This window comes from Pseudomonas sp. SK3(2021) (genome assembly GCF_016772375.1).
Classification (GTDB): domain Bacteria; phylum Pseudomonadota; class Gammaproteobacteria; order Pseudomonadales; family Pseudomonadaceae; genus Aquipseudomonas; species Aquipseudomonas chlororaphis_I.
Map to the genome: position 1 here is coordinate 6,260,078 of NZ_CP061943.1, position 20,042 is coordinate 6,280,119.

Here is a 20,042-nt window from a genome sequence, read left to right on the forward strand (position 1 = left end):
GAGCTTGCTCGCGATGAACGATAACGCGCTCGCCGATCACAGCACGTAGAACAAGATCGCCACGAAGTGCAGCAGGCTGCCGGCGATCACGAACAGGTGCCAGATCCCGTGGGCATGGCGCAAACGGCTGTCGAGGGCGAAGAAGATGATGCCGACGGTGTAGAGCACCCCGCCCGAGGCCAGCCAGGCGAAGCCGGCGGGGCCCAGGGCCGCCAGCAGCGGCTTGACCGCCACCAGCACGATCCAGCCCATCACCGCGTAGATCACAATGGACAGGATGCGCGCCTCGGAACGCGGCTTGATCTCCTGGAGGATGCCGATCAGCGCCAACCCCCAGACGATGCCGAACAGCGTCCAGCCCCAGGGCCCGCGCAGGGTCACCAGGCAGAACGGCGTATAGCTGCCGGCGATCAGCAGGTAGATGGAGAAGTGGTCGAGCTTCTGCATGATGCTTTTCTTGCGGCCACGCATGCTGTGGTACAGGGTCGAGACGCTGTACAACACCAGCAGGGTGAAACCGTAGACCGCGACGCTGACGATTTTCCACGGGCTGCCGTCGAAGCTGGCCAGCACCACCAGCCAGATCCCCCCGACCAGTGCCGCCACCGCGCCGACAAGATGCGTCCAGGCGTTGAGTCTTTCCCCGTGATACATGTGTCAGTCACCTCCCATGGCGGAGAATCTGCGCAAGGCTCAGGCCTGTAGCCTGCAAGCACATTGTTTCCGAATAAAGGTGGGGACGAAAAAACCTCCAGCCAAGTCATGACCCGGCAGGCACAATCGGAGCATTCGAATAAGAGTGCCCATCATGCTGATCGATGAAGAGTTGACCCTGAAAAAGCTCGAGGTGTTTCTCGCCTTCATGCGCACCGGCAACCTGGCCCGGGCCGCCGCCGAGTTGCAGACCAGCAATGTCAGCGTGCACCGGGCCATTCACTCCCTGGAAAATGCCCTGCGCTGCCCGCTGTTCAAGCACGAAGGGCGCAACCTGACCCCGCTGGAAAGCGCCTTCGTCCTCGAAGAACGGGCACAGAAGCTGATCCAGGACGTGGTCGAAAGCGTGCGCCTGACCCGCGAAGCCGCCGGGTTCTCGGCGGAACGCTTCAAGCTCGGTTCCCTGTATTCATTGACGGTGAAGACCGTGCCGCAGCTGATCATGGGCCTGAAGCTGCGCCGCAGCGAGCTGAATATCGACCTGATCCTCGGTTCCAATATCGACCTGCTGTACAAGCTGAAGAACATGGAAGTCGACGCCATTCTGGTGTCCCTGGACGACAGCGTCAGCGACCCGGACTGCGCGCAGATCCCGCTGTTTTCCGACGACATCTTCCTCGCCACGCCGGCCGACTCACCGTTCGCCCAGCAAGCGGAAGTCGACCTCAACGATGTGCGCGACGCGACCTTCATCACCCTGACCCAGGGCTTCGCCACCCACCAGGACGGCGTGCGGGTGTTCAAGCAGGCGGGTTTCGAGCCGAAGGTGGCGATGCAGGTCAACGACATCTTCACCCTGCTGAGCATGGTCAGCTCGGGGGTGGGTTATGCCCTGCTGCCGGGAAGGATTGCCGCGGTGTACGAAAACCGCGTGAAACTGATTCCGCTGCAGGCGCGCTACCGGCTGCAACAGCATATCGGCGTGGTGTTCCTCAAGGCCAAGGAGCGCGACCCGAACCTGCTGGCGTTGCTGGCGGAATGCCGGATGTATGCCAACCGGCAAGGTTAGAGAGGGTAGCGTTTGCCAGGACACCATCGCGAGCAAGCTCGCTCCTACAGGGGATAACACCGTACCTGTAGGAGCGAGCTTGCTCGCGATGAAGCCAGCCGCTCTACCCCACCAACCCGCGCACGATGAAGAACAGCAACGACGGCCCCAGCAGGCAACCCAACCCAGTGTGGAAGGTCGCGGTCAGCGCCCCGTAAGGCACCAGGCGCCGGTCGGTCGCCGCCAGGCCCGCGGTCACCCCGCTGACGGTGCCGGCCAGGCCGCCGAAGACCATCGCCGAACGCGGGTTGTCCAGGCCCATCCAGCGCGCCGCCATGGGCGTGCCGACCATCACCAGGATCGCCTTGATCAGCCCCGTGGCGATGGACAGCGCCACCACATCGGAACTGGCGCCGATCGCCGCCCCGGTGACCGGGCCGACAATATAGGTCACCGCGCCGGCGCCGATGGTGGTCATGCTCACCGCATCGCGATAGCCGAAGGCCCAGGCGATGCTCGCGCCGACAATGAACGGCAGCACCGTGCCGAGAAACAGCGCGATGGCGCCGATCATCCCGGCCTTGCGCGCCTCGGTGGCCTGCACTTCGAAGGCCGTGGCGACAATCGCAAAGTCCCGCAGCATGGCGCCGCCCATCAGGCCGATGCCGGAAAACAGCGCCAGGTCCGCGAGGCCCTTTTGCCCACCGGTGAGGGTGCCGCCGATCCAGGCCAGCACCAGGCCGATGACGATGGCGATGGCCGAGCCGTGTACCCGGCCGAACGTCAGGCGCCTGGACAGCAGCACCGAGACCCACATGATCACGCCGACGAAGGCAAAGGCGGTGACCAGGCCGTTGTGTTCCAGGCCTTTCTCGATCAGGTCCCACATATCAGCGCCCCCCTGCCGGAGCGGCGCCAGGGGCGACACTGTCCGGTTCGTCCGGCAACGGTTCGCCTTTGTGGGTGCGGCTGATCAGGGCGATGGTGCAACCACAGAGCAGCACCGAACCGATGGCCGCCAGTACCGCCACCGGGCCGCCGTGCAGGGCGGTCACCACATTCTGTTGCGCGGCCATGGCCACCACCACCGGGATGTACATGGCGCCCCAGAAGCCGACGCCCATCTCGCAATCCTTGGTCATGCCGCCGTGCCTGTGCATCCACAGCCGTGCACAGATCAGCAGGATCATGGCGATGCCCACACCGCCGACGTTGGATTTCACTCCCAGCAGGACGCCGAGCATGTCACCGATAATCACCCCTGCCAGCGTACAGATCGCCAGCAGCGCCACACCGTAAATAATCATTGTTGTAGTCCTCAAAGTGCATCGTCGAAGTTGTTGTTCTTGTGCTTCGCCAGCTTGAGTCGGTGTCTAGGGTTGGCGGTTTCCCTCCTCACGCAACAGCGCGTGCAGGGTGTCGAGCCGGGCACCGTCGCAGGCCATCACGGTGCCTTGCTCGAACACCCGGCGCGCCAGAGCGGTCAACACCGCACCGGGCGGCAGTTCGATCTGTAGCCGCACGCCGCGCTCGTAGGCGCTTTGCACGGTGCCGCGCCAATCCACCAGCCGGCACATGTTGAAGGCCAGGTCGTCGCGCAACTGCTCTGGCGTGCGCAGCGGCCGCGCGCGGCTGCCGCTCAGGTAACCCAGGCGCGGCGGCTGCAGCGTCACCCTGGCGAAGGCCTCGGCCAGGACCCGGGCCGGCGGCTCCAGCAACGGGCAATGGGACGGCACGCTGACCGCCAGGCGCTTGGCCACCCCGACACCGCAACCCCGGGCCAGCTCGGCGACCTGGGCCATGGCGGCATCGCTGCCGGCGATCACCACCTGGCTATCGGCATTGATATTGGCCAGGTACACCGGGTTGTCCGGGCGGTGCACCCGGGCCAGCAAGGCCTCCACCGTCGCCAGTTCCAGGCCGATGATCGCGGTCATGCCATACCCCTGCGGATAGGCCTGCTGCATCAGCTCGCCGCGCAGGCTGACCAGACGCAGTGCATCGGCAAAATCCAGGGCTCCGGCCACCACTGCGGCGGGATAGGCGCCAATCGACAAGCCCGCCACGTAATCCGCGCCCGGCCCGTGCTCCAGCAACACCCGGGCATTGGCCACGCCGGCGATCAGCAGGCACAGCTGCACCGCCCGGGTGCTCGCCAGGGCCAGGGACGAATCCAGGGCCAGGGCATCCTCGCCCAGGACTTCGCTGGCCTGTCGCAGGCAGGCGTCCGCCAGGGCGCTGGGCGGCAGGCGATGCAACATCCCCGGCTGCTGCGCGCCCTGCCCTGGAAACACCAGCAGGCTGCTCACGCCACCTGCTCCAGGGCCTGCCACGGATCGCTGACCAGACGCGCGCCACTGGCGCCTTTCAGCAGCACCCGCGCCGAAGTCCCGGCCCACTCGCGCAGGGCCACGGCGCCGTTGGGCGTCTGCAATTGCAGGTCCACCGGGCAAACGGCGGCATCGAGCCGCGCCAGCAACGCCCGGGCCTCGGCCCGGTCCATGGGCTGCGCAGTGCGCAGGATCAGGTCCAGGTCGCTCTGCCGATGCAACGCCGGCACGCCGCTGGCCAGTTCAAAACCGGCGCTACCGCTGACACCCCAAGCCAGGCCAAGGGCATCCAAAGGTTCACGCAACCGGGCCAGTGCCTGGAGCGCTGGCCAGCCCCGATCCGACTCCACATAACACAGCTCTTCCGGCCGCACCCGACGCTCGATGGCCGCCACCGCCATCAGCGTCCCGTAGCGCTGCTCCCTCAGCGGCCCACGCACGCCCACCGCCACCTGCCCGGCCGCGGTCAAGGCACGGCGCACCACCACCGGCTGCCCGGCGGCCATGGCCGCCACCGCCCAGGCCGGGGCATCGGCGGGCAACTGTTGCGGGGTCAGGCCCCACAGCAGGTCATGGGGCAGCAAGGCGCAGGTCATGGCGCTCACCATTGCTCGCGCAACAGCTGGCGGACCCGGCTGGAAGCGCCGCGGTTGCTGGCCCCCAGGCGCCCGGACAGATCGCGGCCATGGGTCCGTACATCGGCAATCGCCTGGCTCAGGCATTGCCGCACCTGGGCCAGGTCGGCGGCGGTCGGCTGCTCGATCTGGCTGACCGAGAGGGTCTCCCAGAGCAGGCCGAGGCTGGCATAGCTGTCGATGTCATAGGCCATGGGCGGCACGCTGGCGGCCAGGGCCTCCAGCTCCTCGACGCTGCGCAGGGTGACCCGCGCCGCCGACACCTTGCCCATGGCGTGCACCATCACCCCCGGATCGCGCAGGGCGATCAGGCGGTTGGCCTGGTAACCGTGGGCCAGGAAAGCCCCGGACATGGCCTTGCCCACCAGCAGGCCGATCACCGGATGCCCGGCCAGCCGGGCCCGAGCATAACTGTCGGCGGCCGCGGCCAGGGCCTGATGGATGCCCAAGGCTTCTTCGCGGCGCCCATAGGCCTGGCTCGGCACGTCGACTATGGCGATCAGCGCACGCTTGACGCTCTGCTCGCGGTCGGCCTCGATCGCCTCGTCCACCGCCTTGGCCAGGCCCCAGCCTTCCAGCAGGCCGACCTCACCGTTGCGGGCGCGCACAAAAGGGTTGGCCGGGTCGGCGACCACGGCGATAAAGCGCACCGGCTGCTGTTCCAACTCCAGCTCCAGCCTGGCGTCCGCCACTTTCAGCGAGGCCGGCAAACCCGCGACCGGGGCAGCGCCCGCGCTCAGGGCCGTGAACCAATGCAGGCCCCGCAGGGAATAGGCACTCATCAGTGGTCTCCTCGATACAGCTGGCGAACCGTCGCCGGGTCGATCTGTGGATGGGCGTCCAGCCGGGCCAGGCGTTGCAGGTACAGCTCGGCCTGACGGCTGCGTTGCTCGTCGGGCAGGCCTTGGGCCAGCAGTTCGCCAACCTGTTGGCGGATCTGCGCGACGTCGTCGGCCACATAACGATCCGCCAGGCCGCTGGCGAAGCGCTGCTCGCCGCCGGTCAGGCTCCAGATAAAGGGCCGGTCGCGGGAGTCGTATTCCTCGAGGCCGGCCTCCTGCTCGATCACCTGTGGGCCGTTGAGGCCCAGCCGCGCCTCCTGGGTCACCAGCAGGTAACTGCACAGCCCGGCGGCAATCGACATGCCGCCAAAACAGCCGACGCTGCCGGCCACCACGCCTATCACCGGCTGGTACTGGCGCAGGTCGACGATGGCCGCGTGAATGTCGGCAATCGCCGCCAGCCCGAGGTTGGCTTCTTGCAGGCGCACGCCGCCGGTTTCCAGCAGCAGCACGGCGCGGGTAGGCACGCCCTTGCGGTTGTCTTCGGCCGCCAGCTCCAGGGCACCGGCAATCTTCGCCCCACCGACCTCGCCCAGGCTGCCGCCCTGGAACGCGCCTTCGATGGCGGCGATCACCACCGGCAGGCCGTCGATGCGGCCCTTGGCGATTACCACCCCGTCGTCGGCCTGGGGCACCACGCCCTGGCGGGCCAGCCAGGGCGACATGACGCGCTGGAACGGGTCGAGCAATTCGCGAAAGCTGCCGGCGTCGAGCAAGGCCTTGGCGCGCTGCCGGGCACCGAGTTCGACGAAGCTGTGTTTGTCGAGCAAACGGGCGCTGTCAGTCATGGCCGATCTCCTCGAAGCCCTGCTCCAGACGCAAACGCACCACCCCCGGGGTAGCGCCGAAATCATGGATGTCGATGCTCAGCGCCGGCAGTGTCTGGCCGTCGAACATGCGCTCGAACAGATGCTGCCAGCGCGACGCGCTGCCATTGACCGAGGTCTGCACCTGGATGCTCAGCTTGCCGGGCTGCCCGGGTTCGAGCAGCACCTCCAGGTCGCCGGAGCCGACACAGCCCACCAGCGCCCGGCCCTGGGCGGGTTGCCCGGCGGGAAATTCGAAAGACAAGGTTTCCATCACACTGCTCCCTGGATGAAGGCGGCGCCGGAGGCGATCCGGTCGATCAGCAGGCAGGCCGCGAGCAAGTCCGCGGCGCCACCGGGCGAGGCATTCAAGGCCAGCAGGCCCTGGTCCAGCTCATGCAGGCGGCGACGCCCGGCCAGGCTGGCGCTACCGCCGGCGTCGAGTACGGCCTGGGCGCCCTGTTGCATGGCCTGCAGGCCCGCCTCGCCAGCGCGATAGAGCACGCAGGTGTCGGCCAGGCCGGTCATGATCGCCAGCAGCGCATCGAGCCGGGCGTTCTGTTCGCCATGGCCCTGGGCACGGCTGCGTTCGAGTTGCGGCAGGCCCCGTTGCAGCACGGCCGGAAAGCCCAACTGCGCCTCTTCGCGGGCGCCACGCACGCCATAGCGCAGCGCCACTTGCGCGCCGTGGCTGAGGGGGCGCGGCGCGTAACGGTCGTCCAGCAGCGCCAGGCGCGCGGCCCGCAGGCACAGGGCGCCTGCCGTGCTGGCTTGCGGTTCCAGCGCGGCGGCGGCCACCAACAGGCCCAGGGCCCAGATCGCGCCACGGTGGGTATTCACCCCGTGGGTAGTGGCGAGCATCGCCGCTTCGCCTTCACGGCCGACGCGGCCCAGGGCTTCGCGCAGGGGCAGGCCGACCGTGCCGAACTGGCGGGCGGCTTCGGCCATTTCCTTGAAGGCCGGCCACAGCGACAGCGCCGAGGCATGCATCAGCCCCAGGTGCAGGTCGCGGTGGGCACCGTTGCCACGGCGGTCGACCAGGGCCGGTTTCGGCGACAGGTCGGCTTCGTCGATCAGCGCGTCCACCGCCAGGTCCGCCAGGTGCTCGGCCAGGCTCAGGGGTTTGCTTTGCAGGTTGAAGGCGTGCATTTACCAACTCCTGAACTTGGCGGGCGGGTTGTACAGGCCACCCGACCACTCCACCAGATCGGCGACGCTTTTCGCCGCCAGCAGCTCGCGGCTGGCGTCGGTGCGGCGGATGCCGAGGTCTTCGGGCAAGGCGATCAGGCCTTCGCGGCGCATCCGCGCGGTGTCTTTCGGGTTATGGCGCAGGCCGATGGCGGTCACCCCGGCCACCGCCGCGATCATCGCCTGGCGCTCTTCCAGGGAACGGGCCTTGTACAGGTAGGCGATGCCCTCCTCGGTCAGCAGGTGGGTGACGTCGTCGCCGTAGATCATGATCGGCGCCAGGGGCATGCCGCTCTTGCGCGCCACGTCCACGGCGTCGAGGGTTTCGACGAAGGTCGGTTTGCCGCCTTCCTGGAAGGTCTCGACCATCTGCACCACCAGCTTCTTGCCGCGTTCGAGCATGGCCGCCGGCGCGTCGCTCTGGTCCTGGCGCATATCCAGCCAGGCCGGGGTGCCGTGGCGCCGGCCACGAGGATCGTGGCCCATGTTCGGCGCACCGCCGAAGCCGGCCAGGCGGCCGCGGGTCACGGTGGAAGAATGGCCGTCGCCATCGACCTGCAGGGTGGCGCCGATAAACAGGTCCACCGCGTATTGCCCGGCCAGCTGGCAGAACATCCGGTTGGAGCGCAACGAACCGTCGCGCCCGGTGAAGAACACATCCGGCCGCGCGGCGATGTAGTTCTCCATGCCCAGTTCGGTGCCGAAGCAATGCACGCTTTCCACCCAACCGCTTTCGATGGCCGGGATCAGGGTCGGATGGGGGTTGAGGGTCCAGTTGCGGCAGATCTTGCCTTTGAGGCCCAGGGATTCGCCGTAGGTCGGCAGGATCAGCTCGATGGCCGCGGTGTTGAAACCGATGCCGTGGTTCAGCGACTGGACCTTGTGTTTCTCGTAGATGCCGCGGATCGCCATCATTGCCATCAGCACGTGCACCGGCTTGATGTGGCGCGGGTCGCGGGTGAACAGCGGCTCGATATAGAACGGCTTGTCGGCCACCACCACGAAATCGACCCAGGACGCCGGGATATCCACCCGCGGCAGCTCGCTGACGTCGTCCACCAACTGGTTGACCTGGACGATGACGATGCCATCGCTGAACGCCGCCGGCTCGATCAGCGCCGGGGTGTCCTCGGTGCTCGGCCCGGTGTAGATATTGCCCGCGCGGTCGGCCATAAAGCCGGCCGAAAGCACCACGTTGGGGATCAGGTCCACCACCAGCCGCGCATAGAGTTCGATGTAGGTGTGGATCGCGCCGATCTCCAGCAGCCCGTCTTCCAGCAGCTGGCTGATGCGCAGGCTCTGGGTGCCGGCGAAGGAGAAGTCGAGCTTGCGGGCGATGCCGCGCTCGAACAGGTCCAGGTGCTCCGAGCGGCCGACGCTGGGCATGATCATGTGCAAGTCATGCAAGCGGCCCGGGTCGGCCTTGGCCAGGGCGCGGGACAGGAAGTCCGCCTGCTTCTGGTTGTTGCCCTCCAGCACCACCCGGTCGCCGGGCAGGATCAACGCCTCCAGCGCCGCGACTATCTGGTCGGTGGGCAACACCACACCGTCGGCGAGACCCCGCACCTGCTCGAGACGCCGCTGCTTTTCCGCGCGCCGCCGCGTCCAGCGCGAGTCGGGGGATAGTGTTGTTGTCATGCTCACTCCACGGGTTCGCTGTCGTGGCCGCTACCTTAGGAGCGGGAGATGCAGGGCATCAATCAAGCAGAGTGGTGGATCGTTACGGTGAGGGTAATGATTATGCGACCGCTCCTGGAGACATCGAGTCCTCCTTCTCTTGCGAGTGATAGCTCATAGCCTCTATGCGCAAGAAGTTGCGCACTCAAATGTGGATAAGCCTGTGGATACAACGCTGTAGACCAGGTCATCCAAGACGCTTGGACAAGTGCGCAAGAACTTGCGCAGTCCTCAGCTCAAAGTGCGCAACTTCTTGCGCACTTTTGTCCGACCACCTGTAAGCAAATATTTCATAAAGTTCTTAAACTACCGGAATATATAGCTAAAAATGCTTATGGCACGAACCTTGATAACTGTTCAGGCACCCACCGGGCGATCCGTCCCACCGGGCACCTTTATTTTTTAGCAAGGAGAGCATCCATGGCTACACCAGCGTATATGTCCATCACCGGCACCAAACAAGGCCTGATCACCGCCGGTGCCTTCACCGCTGATTCCGTTGGCAACACCTACCAGGAAGGCCACGAAGACCAGGTCATGGTTCAGGGCTTCCAGCACGAAGTGATCATCCCGCGTGACCCGCAGTCCGGCCAGCCAACCGGCCAGCGCGTGCACAAACCTGTGGTCATCACCAAAGTATTCGACAAGGCTTCGCCACTGCTGCTGGCGGCCCTGACCTCCGGTGAGCGCCTGACCAAGATCGAAATCCAGTGGTACCGCACCTCCGCTGCCGGCACCCAGGAGCACTACTACACCACCACCCTGGAAGACGCGATCATCGTCGACATCAAAGACTACATGCACAACTGCCAGGACCCATCGAACTCGCACTTCACCCACCTGGAAGACGTGCACTTCACCTACCGCAAAATCACCTGGACCCACGAAGTCTCCGGTACTTCCGGTTCCGACGACTGGCGTTCCCCGGTCGCGGGCTAAGTCCGGCCGACCGTTACACCCACATCGGCCAGCTCTGCTGGTCGATGTTGTTTACGCCATAAGGGATTTCTTGCGTTCGTCGGCGCCCGGCCCCGGGCTCGACCCACGCGGCAGTACTGCACGAGGAACAAGGGATGTTCGCGCCGGCCAATCAGACTCACTTCAGCCTGACCATCGAGGGGCTTTCGAACGACCTCCAGGTCCTGTCCTTCACCGGACGGGAAGCCATCAGCCAGCCCTTTGCCTTCGAGGTCGAGCTGGTCAGCGCCCAGGCCGCCCTGGACCTGGAAAGCCTGCTGCACAAGCCGGCCTTCCTGCAGCTGGCAGCGAACGGCACCGGCATCCATGGGCAGATCTACCGCGTCGCCCAGGGCGATTCCGGCAAGCGCCTGACCCGCTACTCGGTGACCGTGCGCCCGCACCTGGCCTACCTCGCGCACCGCATCAACCAACGCATCTTCCAGAACCTCACGGTGCCGAAAATCATCGGCCAGGTCCTCGAAGAACACGGCATCCAAAGTAACGCCTACCAATTCCAGCTGGGTTCGATCTATCCCGAGCGCAACTACTGCGTGCAGTACGACGAATCGGACCTGCATTTCATCCAGCGCCTGTGCGAGGAAGAAGGGATCCACTACCACTTCCAGCACAGCGCCGACAGCCACACCATCGTCTTCGGCGACGACCAGACGGTGTTCCCGAAACTGGCGCCGGTGGCCTATCAGCAAGACTCCGGCATGGTCGCCAGCGACCCGGTGATCAAGCGCTTCGACCTGCGCCTGGAAGCCCGCACCAGCCGCACCACGCGCCGCGACTATGACTTCGAGAAACCGCGCCTGACCCTGGAGAGCGACGCCAAGAGCGAGTTCAAGCCGGACCTCGAGGACTACGACTACCCCGGCCGCTTCGTCGATCGCGAACGCGGCAAGCACCTGGCCAAGCGCGCCCTGGAACGCCATCGCAGCGACTACCAGTTGGCCGAAGGCAAGAGCGACCAGCCGCTGCTGGTCAGCGGGCATTTCCTGGCCCTGACCGCACACCCCAAGGCCAAATGGAACGACCTCTGGCTGCTCACCGAGATCGTCCACGAAGGCAAGCAGCCGCAGGTGCTGGAAGAGTCGGTGACCAGCGACACCACCGCCCTGAAGGACGACTTCCACCAGGGCTACCGCAACCGCTTCCAGGCCACGCCCTGGGACGTGCCCAACCGCCCGCCGCTGCTGCATCCGAAGCCGCGCATCCTCGGCAGCCAGAGCGCGGTGGTCACCGGGCCCAAGGGCGAAGAGATCCACTGCGACCCGTACGGCCGGGTCAAGGTGCAGTTCCACTGGGACCGCGAAGGCCAGTCGGACGACAAGACCAGCTGCTGGCTGCGCGTGTCCTCGGCCTGGGCCGGCGCGCAGTACGGCGGCATTGCCATCCCGCGGATCGGCATGGAAGTGCTGGTGACCTTCCTCGAAGGCGACCCCGACCAGCCGCTGATCAGCGGCTGCCTGTACCACAAGGAAAACGTCGTCCCCTACGAGTTGCCGGCGAACAAGACCCGCAGCACCTTCAAGACCCTCAGCTCCCCGGGTGGCGGCGGCTACAACGAGCTGCGCATCGAGGACAAGAAGGGCCAGGAACAGATCTTCCTGCACGCCCAGCGCGACTGGGACGAGAACGTCGAGCACGACCAGAAGATCCGCGTCGGCAACGAACGCCACGATACGGTCGAGGCCAACAGCTACAGCGAGTTCAAGGCCGAGGAACACCACACCGTGCACGCCGACCGCAAGGTCGAAGCCCGCGCCAGCGACCACCTCACCGTCGGCGCCAACCAGCACATCAAGATCGGCACCGGGCAGTTCATCGAGGCCGGGCAGGAGATCCATTTCGACAGCGGGCTGAAAATCGTCCTCGAAGCCGGCAGTGAACTGACCCTCAAGGGCGGTGGCAGCTTCGTCAAGATCGATGCCGGTGGCGTGACCATGAGTGGCCCGGTGGTGAACGTAAACTCCGGCGGCGCACCCGGCAGCGGCAGCGGAGCGGCACCACTGCTGCCGGGGCTGTTGCAGCAGGCAGATGCGGATAAACCGGGCTTGCTGCTGCAGCAACGACTTCGCGAAAACATTCCAATCGTCGAACTCTGCCAAAAGCCTAAAGGCGGTACCCCGATGCAGTGCCCTTTGACGGATTGCCCATGCAGGAAAGCTTTACTGGCAGGAGCACAGGCGTGACAACTTCGATATTGCTCGAGCGCACAGACGATCTGCTGGCAAGGCTCTATCAGCTTTCACCCGATCCCAATCCAACCTTCCTGTTCGACGGCACTGAGCTGGCTGACTATACGGAGCAAAGCCCGATCTGGCTGGAAGCAACCAGTAATGCGTCCTTGCTTGAGCTGATGCGTGAAGAGCCTGAACACTGGCCAGGCCTGATCATTGAAAGCCAGGCGCCCACCCCAACGCTGCTGAGCCACCTGCGGCACATTCTGTTTATCCGCTTCGATCAAGAGCGCAGGGGTGTCTTGCGTTATTCGAGCCCCACGACAGCCAGTTACTTTTTCACCGTCGACGATCCCCAGTCAGCCGCTGCATGGATGGGGCCCCTATCGCGGCTGACGTGGCATGGCGGCACCTGGAAGGACCTGGCAGACGGCAACCAGCGCTGGTTCAACGCAGACAACCCACTGGCCCAACAGTGGAAATGCCCTGCCGAACAGAAATCTCTGCATTTGGACGCGTTGCATGAGCAAGCCCTGCAACGCCAACAGAAAGACCACTTTATTTACCAGTGGTGGCGAAAGCAGAACGCTGTCTCATTCAGCGACGCCTCCCGGTATCTGGATGAAGGCATGGACGATGGATTCCTCGACGCCCAAACGCTGAACGATTACCTGTCGCTGCGCGCCCAATACCCGACCACCACCGCGCCAGCCATTCCGTTGGAGGGCGACAGCGAACAGCGCCTGGCGCTTCTGCGCCAGCACCTGGAACACGACCACCAAGACAAGGAGTCCCTGACATGAGCGCACCCGTTGGGAGCCTGAGCTCTGGCCCGGCTTGCGAAGCCGGAAAGCTGATCGTCCAGGTGATCGGCAAGGATCACCCTGCCAGCCAGAAAGTCGTGTTATCCGACGACACCAGCCAAGCGCTGAAAGGCAAACCTGAACCGCAGGAGAAAGACCTGTGCAGCAGCGTACTGCATGTGTGGGATTGCGCAGGCCAAGCCAAGCGTCAGCTCTGGCTGGAAATCGCCTCGACCCAGGGCAAGCCGATCCGCCTGCCGCTGCTCGACAACGTTCGCACCACCCCGCGTCAAGCGGATGCCCAATGGAACCAGCTGGTTCCGGTCCTGCCCTTCGTCGCGCTCCCCGGATCGAAAAGCGCCTATGACCTCAGCACTCCGGTGCTGGCCCGCGCCGGTTATGTCTATGTGTTCTACCAGAACAAGTTATGGCGCGAGCTGGAAGTGCGCATTACCGAGGGCAAGACCACTTACCACGACGTCGATGTCGCTCATTATCGCCAGGGTAAAAGCTTCAAACCCGGTGAACGCAAGGCCAGCGGTCAGCCGCTGGAGGATATCTGGCTGCCCGCCATCTGGAACAACCAGCGCGTGCATGATCTGCGGCTGTGCTTCAGCGAAATACAACTCAACGCCCCTCGCCTGCAACGCCTGGAGCAAGATGCCAAGCTGCGCGATCAACGCTGCAAAAGTTTCGACCTGAGCTGCTCGAATGCCCGCTTCAAAGAGCGGTACAAAGACAAGCCGGATGGCAAGGCCATGCTGCAGGCCTTTTCCAACTTCGATGTGCGCAACTACGCCAACCAGACCGCAGCGACTCAAGCCACCGTCGTCAGGCGCAACCTCGACCTAGGAGCGTTTCCAGTCAGCGTGGCAGCGCCCCAACGCTCGCGCGTGCCCGGTTATGAATGGCTGCTCGATCATCCCGGCCGTTACCTGTGTGACCTCGCAGGACAGTTTCCTGTCACCGCCAGCCAGCAAGCCAAGGCGTTTCTTGCCCAGTGCGCCCAAGGCAACTCGCCAGAACGCACCGAGCTGCTGGAGCTAAGCGCCGTCGCCGATGCGCTGGAAGCTTCATTGCCTGCCCCCCCTGTACCCAAGGCCGAGCCAGGTAGCAAACCCGAACCAGCAGCCGAGAAAGTCGACCTGTGGCAAGCCCAGGCCAGTGTTCCCGACGCCTTGGCCAAAGCCAGGCAACGGCAAATCTGCGGCATTTTGCTGGAAGACCCACGCTATCGCTTGCGGCACTTGAAACAGCGCCTGGAAACCCACCATGAACTGCTGAAACTCTGCGCCCGCCATGCGACCCAGCAGGTCAACCATGCCAGCGCGTTACTGGTGCAACAGTTGGTGGTGCCACGCAACCTTCAGGGCAAACCCAACCCCCTGCATGCCAGCCTGGAAAAGCTCGGCACCAAAGGCAAACAGGACATCAACCGCTGCACGGCGACGGTGGAACGGGCCATGGTCTGGCAGCACATGAACAGCGCCCAGAACCTGCTGGCCGAGAGTTTTCAACAAACCATGACCCAGCAGGCCCTGGCCGATCACCTGAGCCTGGATGGCTTCGATTATGTCTCGGCCCTCTTCGTCATCAGCCAGACCGTGGCCGCGCTCGCGGCCCCTCCATCACGCCTGGACCCACTGGCGCCAAGCGGCGACGTGGTGGATGCGGTCAGCGGTGTCAGTTTGTATAGCCCCAAGGCCAGTCCCGGACAGACGTACCTCGCCTCGCTCGCCAACGACGCCAACGCACCACTGCATGTCATGCTCTGGCCAGAGTGCGACATGGAACGCGTTTGTACGCCGTACAAGGTGCCAACCAAAGCAGCAGAAAATCAGGGCGATGGTCAATTCCGCGCCACCGAACTGGCCAAGAGTGAAAACAAACCGGCGCCCACTGCCGAAAAACAGACCACCCTGGACGCCAGTATTGTTGCCAATCTGCTGGCCGGAGCCAGCTTCAACAGTTTCCTGATCACCAGCGGCAAAAACCTCAACGGCGCGCTCCTCAGTATCTACGACACCCTGCAAGGTGCAGTGGATACTGCTCTGGCGGCCATCGACACACCGCGTACAGCAGCCGCACAGGCCGCGACTGACGCCAGAACCAGCAATGACGCCAGCACCCAAGCCAGCGAACGTCTAGAAAGATCCCGCGCCAACCTGGGTACCCGCGCACGTCCCGTCAATGTGCGGTTGCATGCCCAAGGCGTCGAACAGCTACGCAGCATGCTGCCCAACACTTTTGGCCCGGCCTACTTCATGCGCCGTAGCCAGGTCACGCAGAACTATTACCTGTTTGGCCTGGAGGACCTCCCTTCACGCGAGGCGGTACCGAGAACCTTCTACGGCGAATTCCTCGACCGCCGTGGTCAGCTGCTCGGCAGTACCGACCGCGCACGTATGCCTGCGACTGGAGTAGAGACCGCAGAGCATTTGGTTTTGGTCATTCCGCGTAATCACAGCACTGCGCAACTGGTCAGTAACATGAACAAGCAACTGACTGCAGCTCAGCAGTCGGCAGTTGGCGCCAGCGCTGCAAATATCCGACTGACCGAAGCCAATACCGCTTTGGCCGATGCCCTCGACCAGCACAGCACTCGAAGCAATGCCCTCGCCTTCCGAATTTTGAATTCACGCCCCTTTTCTGTGGGGGTATTGATGCTGGAGTTGTGGAATGTGAATGCTGAGGCGCAAAGCGTAGAACAGAACACTCGAGAAAAAGGAAGCCTTAGGACAGTAGTGGGCGTAACAGGCTCATACATAGATCTGATTATTGCGATGGAGGCCCTTACGGTAAAACTAGCTGGCACTCAATCTGTACTCGCCTCGACAAGAAAAACACTCTTTGAAATTTCTGAGAGAAACGCAGAAAAATGGTTGGGCAAAACAATAGCCGAACGAATAACCAAAGCAGTTACAGCCCGTCTAATAGCCCAATCTATTTCGGGTATCGTTTTCGCAGGCCTGAGCCTTTACGACGCTTGGTATGCCTGGCAGTGGAACGATAATGCGATGTATGGCTATCTGCTTATGGCTGGCGGTGCGCTGGTCGGCGTCGCTTCCGGGCTCATCACGGCAACACCGGTGCTCGGCTTACATCCGTTGGGTTGGCTGGCACTTCTGCTGATCGGTGCAGGCGCCGGTCTGGTGCTCTGGCTTAGTAGTACTCCATTAGAGGATTGGCTCGCGAATGGCCCCTTCGGTTCAGAAGGTGGTTCTGCCGCCCAGCATCTACTAGACCCTCAGGAAGCCCTCTATCGTCTGATCGGCCTGCTTGCCGGAATAGGTATAAAAATTGATAAGAATCCGCTGTACCAAGCCGACGCAAAACTGGACCCTAACGGCAAATATCCTTTCCCGGTACGCACTGCCAATACGGTGATTCGAATAGAAAGCAGATTGCCCGGGCTTTTGGGAAGCATCGGTAGTCTCGGTATACAGGCTGACTGCCGGTTGTGTGAGGTCGTGACTACCTATTTCAGAGGCCTGCCCTTACCCGGCGAAAGAAAGGTCCCCAATACTTCCTCCGACTTTCAGGCCCAGCGCCTACACCCTGATGCATTGGAGTTGTATGTGAACACGCCCAGGATGGTGGTCCGCGGAACAACCGGCCATGGTTTTCTGTGGGCAGTTCGTGCCCAGTTCGTTCTAAAAAACCAGTCTGAATCACGTTATTTTCCAGCACCTGGGGTAAAAGACCCTACCCGCTATGGTCCTGCGTATGCCAAGGCAGACTTCAATAAGACCAATCAACCGTTCTGGGCCGACGAACAGACCCATAAGGTCCAATGATGAGTAAAGCAGTCGAGCCACCATCTTATTACGCAATTGAGTCCTATCATCCAGATCGGATTCCTGAGCAAAATGCATCTACGGAACGCAACTTATTGCATAAATTTTCTGGAACCCGGTTACCGTGGGGCAACACACAAGATGTGACTCCAGATAACATCATGGAAGACCCAAAACCTAAGAGTATGCGCTTTTGGGAACAGAGTGAAAAAGAGAAAGCGGAGATGAAAGCGAACGGTACGTACGTGCCTCGTCCGCTTGAACATATAGATCTGCATTACAAGTATGACCACGAGCGTTTTCGCTTTGCCCAACTACCTTTTCGCTCGCAGTTTTGGCTGTATATGAAGGGGGTAGGTAAATGGGCTTTTATTATCTTGGCGCCCATTACGACTCTAGCTCATCTTACAGTGATGCCTACATCAGTAGAAACACCATGGGATTTTACCTATGATCTCTTAGTTAACCTCTACTCGTGGATGCTGGGAATTCCACTCCTTTGCGGAGTGATTGGTCATATTATCGTTAATTATTTTCCAAAATTCTGGTTCCGCCCTCCCAAAGGCCCTCTCTGGGAACTCAATCGTCGTACCGGACTGGTCACTTTTTTCGATTACAAGCATTTTAAAAAAGACGGTGTAATCGATGAGGTTTCTGCCCCTTTCTACGAGTTCGATGCCTATATCGTCACCAGTCCAGATCGACAGGGCCTGGCCATGAATGGACTTCTTTTAGCCCATCGCTATCGCAACATTCGTATCAACTTCAACAATCTGATCACACCCGATAACACCACACAAAAGCCCTGCGCCCTCTGGGACTTCCTGCAAAACTTCATGGATATCAGTCGCCCACTACCCGACATACCAATGTACGAAGTTCATCGCCATCTGGATCCAGTGACCGCCGAACACGACCGTAAAACCGGTCGCGAACCGCGCTACTGGATCGATATGGATGACGACACTTTCAAAACCAAGGTCAAGGAAATGCTGGGACGCATTGACGCTATCGACACCTTCGGGCGTCCCAACCTGATGGCCAAGCATGTGAAGTACGTCGACTGATGAGCATTCCGGTGCAGCCTTATTACGGCTCCGAGGCCTATCGCTTGGATCGGATTCCCGAGCAAACTGCTTCTACGGAGCGTGGTTGGCTGAGCAAGTTCTCAGGTACTCGCTTGCCGTGGGGTGACACCCAGGAGGTGGCGCCGGACAGCATCATGGAAGACCCAAAACCTGAGAGCATGCGCTTTTGGGAACAGAGTGAAAAAGAGAAAGCGGAGATGAAAGCAAACGGCACGTACGTGCCTCGTCCGCTTGAGCATATAGATCTGCATCACAAGTATGACCACGAGCGTTTTCGCTTTGCAAAGCTACCATTTCGCTCCCAATTTTGGCTATCGCTTAAAATTTTTTGCAAGTGGGGGTTAATTATTCTTCTCCCACTTTCAATACTATCAGACATAATCTTCGAATTAGACTCCAGCAATTTTGATATCAAAGAACTCATAAGTTACTCAACTACAATCTTAGTACTTAAAACATTACTCGCACCTTGGATATTTAGCAGAATTATCATTAACTATTTCCCCAGATTTTGGTTTCGCCCCCCCGAAGGCCCCCCTATGGGAACTCAACCGTCGTACCGGATTGGTCACCCTATTCGATTACAAAAATTTCAAAAAAGAAGGTGCGATTGAAAAAGTCACTGCGCCTTTCTATGAGTTTGATGCCTATATCATCACCAGCACAGACCGCCAGGGACTGGCCATGAACGGATTGTTCCTGATCCACCGCTATCGCGATATTCGCATCAACCTCAACGACCTGATCACGCCCGATAACACTACACAAAAGCCCTGCGCCCTCTGGGACTTCTTGCAGAACTTCATGGATATCAGTCGCCCACTACCCGACATACCGATGTACGAAGCTCATCGCCATCTGGATCCGGTGACCGCCGAACACGACCGTAAAACCGGTCGCGAACCGCGCTACTGGATCGATATGGATGACGACACTTTCAAAGCCAAGGTCAAGGAAATGCTGGGACGCATAGACGCTATCGACACCTTCGGCCGCCCCAATCTGATGGCCAAGCATGTGAAGTACGTCGATTAGGCAGCGGGACAGGTATCGTTTCGTTCCCTTCCCACACAACCTGATGATCACGCCGACCGAAGATAGCCAAGCCGCCTCCGGGCGTAAGCCGTGATGCCTGCGCCCGAAGCCGGTTTTGCCTTTAGTGTCCGATCCGCCACTGCAACGCATCCAGCGCATCGCAGCCATCCTGCAACAGCAGGTGGGCCGCATTGACGATGTGCTGCAGGTCCTGGTCGTGAACGCCCTTGAGGCTCAAGCAATTGAGACTGTGCATCAGGTCGCGGGTGGCCTTGAAGCGCTGGACGGCACAGCCGTGCAGGTCGGATGCCGGGGCGTTGGGGTTGAGGTAGAGCACCGGGGTGGTAGTGAGATTGCTGTGTAGCGGGATGAACTCGGTCATGGGTCTAGCGCCTTGGCCGGTCGAGAAACAGGTTAAACAGCAGTTCCATACTTGTCTGTGCACGACCGTAAGTGAGAAAAGACAGCCCCGTCTTCGGAGACGTCTATAGGTCCGTGAACAAATTCGACCGGCTAAGATCGGCCACCGATGCGTCGGCGACAGCCTGGACTATGGCGCCTGATGCGCACCCCGGCAATCGGCAAACTGTTGCCACTTTCTACAACCGAAATCTCTGCTAACACCCCAGCCCCCGTGTAGCCGCTGCCGAGCCCTGGCGAGGCTGCGATAGGACCGAAGGTCCTCCAGCGGTTTCGAGATCCCTGCGCCCGCTTCGCGGTCGATCGCAGCCTCGCGGGCTCGGCAGCGGCTACAGGGTTTCGCGCCGACCGGCAGGTCGCGTTTGGCTTTTGATCTTGATCCACCCGCCCCATCGGGAGGCTTCGTTCCGGTGTTCATCAGGGGGATGGCGCGCAGCGCCCCTCGACGCAGTCGAGGACATCGTATGGAGGTCGAAGCGAAGCCGACCGGAGTCGATGCCCCCTGATGGACACCGGAGCGAAGGCCGTACGCAGGGGCAAGCGTTTTTTGGTTACTTTTTTTGGCGTTTGAAA

18 protein-coding genes and 1 pseudogene are annotated in these 20,042 nt (G+C 62.1%); 8 read left to right on the forward strand and 11 right to left on the reverse strand.

Annotation, left to right across the window (positions count from 1 at the left end; genetic code table 11):
- Positions 1 to 36 precede the first annotated feature (36 nt).
- Positions 37 to 654 carry a PAQR family membrane homeostasis protein TrhA gene (gene trhA, locus IF690_RS27865; RefSeq protein WP_202698227.1) on the reverse strand — a complete coding sequence of 206 codons (618 nt, stop codon included), beginning with the start codon at positions 652 to 654 and terminating at the stop codon, positions 37 to 39.
- A 154-nt stretch (positions 655 to 808) separates the two neighbouring features.
- On the opposite strand from trhA, the gene IF690_RS27870 reads away from it, so the two are divergent.
- Positions 809 to 1,723, forward strand: coding sequence for a LysR family transcriptional regulator (locus IF690_RS27870; RefSeq protein WP_202698228.1), 915 nt, complete (start codon positions 809 to 811; stop codon positions 1,721 to 1,723).
- 103 nt (positions 1,724 to 1,826) lie between these two features.
- Here IF690_RS27870 and madM read toward each other — a convergent pair whose 3' ends face one another.
- The 9 genes from madM to mdcA all read right to left on the reverse strand — a co-directional run bounded on the left by madM (position 1,827) and on the right by mdcA (position 9,141).
- The gene (madM, locus tag IF690_RS27875) at positions 1,827 to 2,591 is read right to left on the reverse strand and encodes a malonate transporter subunit MadM (RefSeq protein WP_202698229.1); all 765 of its coding nucleotides are present in this window, start codon (positions 2,589 to 2,591) and stop codon (positions 1,827 to 1,829) included.
- Between the two features lies 1 nt (position 2,592).
- Positions 2,593 to 3,009, reverse strand: a complete 417-nt coding sequence (gene madL / locus IF690_RS27880) for a malonate transporter subunit MadL (RefSeq protein ID WP_202698230.1) — start codon at positions 3,007 to 3,009, stop codon at positions 2,593 to 2,595.
- A 66-nt stretch (positions 3,010 to 3,075) separates the two neighbouring features.
- Positions 3,076 to 4,011 (reverse strand): malonate decarboxylase subunit epsilon, encoded by a 936-nt coding sequence (gene mdcH / locus IF690_RS27885; protein ID WP_202698231.1) that lies wholly within the window; start codon positions 4,009 to 4,011, stop codon positions 3,076 to 3,078.
- On the reverse strand, positions 4,008 to 4,628 hold the full coding sequence (locus tag IF690_RS27890; protein WP_202698232.1) for a malonate decarboxylase holo-ACP synthase: 621 nt from the start codon (positions 4,626 to 4,628) through the stop codon (positions 4,008 to 4,010). Before IF690_RS27890 ends, mdcH begins: the two co-directional genes overlap by 4 nt.
- 5 nt (positions 4,629 to 4,633) lie before the next feature.
- Positions 4,634 to 5,449, reverse strand: coding sequence for a biotin-independent malonate decarboxylase subunit gamma (mdcE, locus tag IF690_RS27895; RefSeq protein ID WP_502710158.1), 816 nt, complete (start codon positions 5,447 to 5,449; stop codon positions 4,634 to 4,636).
- Entirely contained in the window at positions 5,449 to 6,297 is an 849-nt protein-coding gene (locus tag IF690_RS27900; protein WP_202698233.1) for a biotin-independent malonate decarboxylase subunit beta, read from the reverse strand. The genes mdcE and IF690_RS27900 overlap by 1 nt, the downstream gene beginning before the upstream one ends.
- Complete coding sequence (locus tag IF690_RS27905; RefSeq protein ID WP_202698234.1) at positions 6,290 to 6,589, reverse strand: malonate decarboxylase subunit delta; 300 nt, start codon at positions 6,587 to 6,589, stop codon at positions 6,290 to 6,292. The genes IF690_RS27900 and IF690_RS27905 overlap by 8 nt, the downstream gene beginning before the upstream one ends.
- Positions 6,589 to 7,464, reverse strand: coding sequence for a triphosphoribosyl-dephospho-CoA synthase (locus IF690_RS27910; RefSeq protein WP_202698235.1), 876 nt, complete (start codon positions 7,462 to 7,464; stop codon positions 6,589 to 6,591). The genes IF690_RS27905 and IF690_RS27910 overlap by 1 nt, the downstream gene beginning before the upstream one ends.
- Positions 7,465 to 9,141 carry a malonate decarboxylase subunit alpha gene (gene mdcA / locus IF690_RS27915; protein ID WP_202698236.1) on the reverse strand — a complete coding sequence of 559 codons (1,677 nt, stop codon included), beginning with the start codon at positions 9,139 to 9,141 and terminating at the stop codon, positions 7,465 to 7,467. It lies immediately after the preceding gene.
- 459 nt (positions 9,142 to 9,600) lie between these two features.
- Between mdcA and IF690_RS27920 the strand changes: the two genes are divergently transcribed.
- The 7 genes and pseudogenes from IF690_RS27920 to IF690_RS29195 all read left to right on the forward strand — a co-directional run bounded on the left by IF690_RS27920 (position 9,601) and on the right by IF690_RS29195 (position 19,049).
- Positions 9,601 to 10,119: an Hcp family type VI secretion system effector gene (locus IF690_RS27920; protein WP_007925756.1), complete on the forward strand. Its 519-nt coding sequence runs from the start codon at positions 9,601 to 9,603 to the stop codon at positions 10,117 to 10,119.
- A gap of 134 nt (positions 10,120 to 10,253) precedes the next feature.
- Positions 10,254 to 12,338, forward strand: coding sequence for a type VI secretion system Vgr family protein (locus IF690_RS27925; protein WP_202698237.1), 2,085 nt, complete (start codon positions 10,254 to 10,256; stop codon positions 12,336 to 12,338).
- Positions 12,302 to 12,880, forward strand: a pseudogene (locus IF690_RS27930) (DUF4123 domain-containing protein); the annotation flags it as partial. The gene IF690_RS27925 and the pseudogene IF690_RS27930, both read left to right, overlap by 37 nt.
- 245 nt (positions 12,881 to 13,125) lie before the next feature.
- Positions 13,126 to 16,926, forward strand: a complete 3,801-nt coding sequence (locus tag IF690_RS27935) for a toxin VasX (protein WP_202698239.1) — start codon at positions 13,126 to 13,128, stop codon at positions 16,924 to 16,926.
- Positions 16,927 to 17,087: 161 nt separating this feature from the next.
- Entirely contained in the window at positions 17,088 to 17,993 is a 906-nt protein-coding gene (locus IF690_RS27940; protein WP_202701748.1) for a hypothetical protein, read from the forward strand.
- Positions 17,993 to 18,628 carry a hypothetical protein gene (locus IF690_RS29190; protein ID WP_353844185.1) on the forward strand — a complete coding sequence of 212 codons (636 nt, stop codon included), beginning with the start codon at positions 17,993 to 17,995 and terminating at the stop codon, positions 18,626 to 18,628. Before IF690_RS27940 ends, IF690_RS29190 begins: the two co-directional genes overlap by 1 nt.
- A 70-nt stretch (positions 18,629 to 18,698) precedes the next feature.
- Complete coding sequence (locus IF690_RS29195) at positions 18,699 to 19,049, forward strand: hypothetical protein (RefSeq protein ID WP_353844186.1); 351 nt, start codon at positions 18,699 to 18,701, stop codon at positions 19,047 to 19,049.
- A gap of 121 nt (positions 19,050 to 19,170) precedes the next feature.
- Here the strand turns inward: IF690_RS29195 and IF690_RS27950 are convergent, their stop codons facing one another.
- Complete coding sequence (locus IF690_RS27950; RefSeq protein ID WP_053281267.1) at positions 19,171 to 19,431, reverse strand: hypothetical protein; 261 nt, start codon at positions 19,429 to 19,431, stop codon at positions 19,171 to 19,173.
- Positions 19,432 to 20,042: the final 611 nt, after the last annotated feature.

What these genes read in the sequence shown, in the direction of transcription:
- IF690_RS27950 (WP_053281267.1), bottom strand. Translation starts at nt 19,431, where the DNA reads ATGACCGAGTTCATCCCGCTACACAGCAATCTCACTACCACCCCGGTG.
- IF690_RS27870 (WP_202698228.1), top strand. Translation starts at nt 809, where the DNA reads ATGCTGATCGATGAAGAGTTGACCCTGAAAAAGCTCGAGGTGTTTCTC.
- mdcE (WP_502710158.1), bottom strand. Translation starts at nt 5,449, where the DNA reads ATGAGTGCCTATTCCCTGCGGGGCCTGCATTGGTTCACGGCCCTGAGC.
- IF690_RS29195 (WP_353844186.1), top strand. Translation starts at nt 18,699, where the DNA reads ATGAACGGATTGTTCCTGATCCACCGCTATCGCGATATTCGCATCAAC.
- IF690_RS27940 (WP_202701748.1), top strand. Translation starts at nt 17,088, where the DNA reads ATGGAAGACCCAAAACCTAAGAGTATGCGCTTTTGGGAACAGAGTGAA.
- madL (WP_202698230.1), bottom strand. Translation starts at nt 3,009, where the DNA reads ATGATTATTTACGGTGTGGCGCTGCTGGCGATCTGTACGCTGGCAGGG.
- trhA (WP_202698227.1), bottom strand. Translation starts at nt 654, where the DNA reads ATGTATCACGGGGAAAGACTCAACGCCTGGACGCATCTTGTCGGCGCG.
- IF690_RS27920 (WP_007925756.1), top strand. Translation starts at nt 9,601, where the DNA reads ATGGCTACACCAGCGTATATGTCCATCACCGGCACCAAACAAGGCCTG.
- IF690_RS27890 (WP_202698232.1), bottom strand. Translation starts at nt 4,628, where the DNA reads ATGACCTGCGCCTTGCTGCCCCATGACCTGCTGTGGGGCCTGACCCCG.
- mdcA (WP_202698236.1), bottom strand. Translation starts at nt 9,141, where the DNA reads ATGACAACAACACTATCCCCCGACTCGCGCTGGACGCGGCGGCGCGCG.
- IF690_RS27935 (WP_202698239.1), top strand. Translation starts at nt 13,126, where the DNA reads ATGAGCGCACCCGTTGGGAGCCTGAGCTCTGGCCCGGCTTGCGAAGCC.
- madM (WP_202698229.1), bottom strand. Translation starts at nt 2,591, where the DNA reads ATGTGGGACCTGATCGAGAAAGGCCTGGAACACAACGGCCTGGTCACC.
- IF690_RS29190 (WP_353844185.1), top strand. Translation starts at nt 17,993, where the DNA reads ATGAGCATTCCGGTGCAGCCTTATTACGGCTCCGAGGCCTATCGCTTG.
- IF690_RS27905 (WP_202698234.1), bottom strand. Translation starts at nt 6,589, where the DNA reads ATGGAAACCTTGTCTTTCGAATTTCCCGCCGGGCAACCCGCCCAGGGC.
- IF690_RS27925 (WP_202698237.1), top strand. Translation starts at nt 10,254, where the DNA reads ATGTTCGCGCCGGCCAATCAGACTCACTTCAGCCTGACCATCGAGGGG.
- IF690_RS27900 (WP_202698233.1), bottom strand. Translation starts at nt 6,297, where the DNA reads ATGACTGACAGCGCCCGTTTGCTCGACAAACACAGCTTCGTCGAACTC.
- IF690_RS27910 (WP_202698235.1), bottom strand. Translation starts at nt 7,464, where the DNA reads ATGCACGCCTTCAACCTGCAAAGCAAACCCCTGAGCCTGGCCGAGCAC.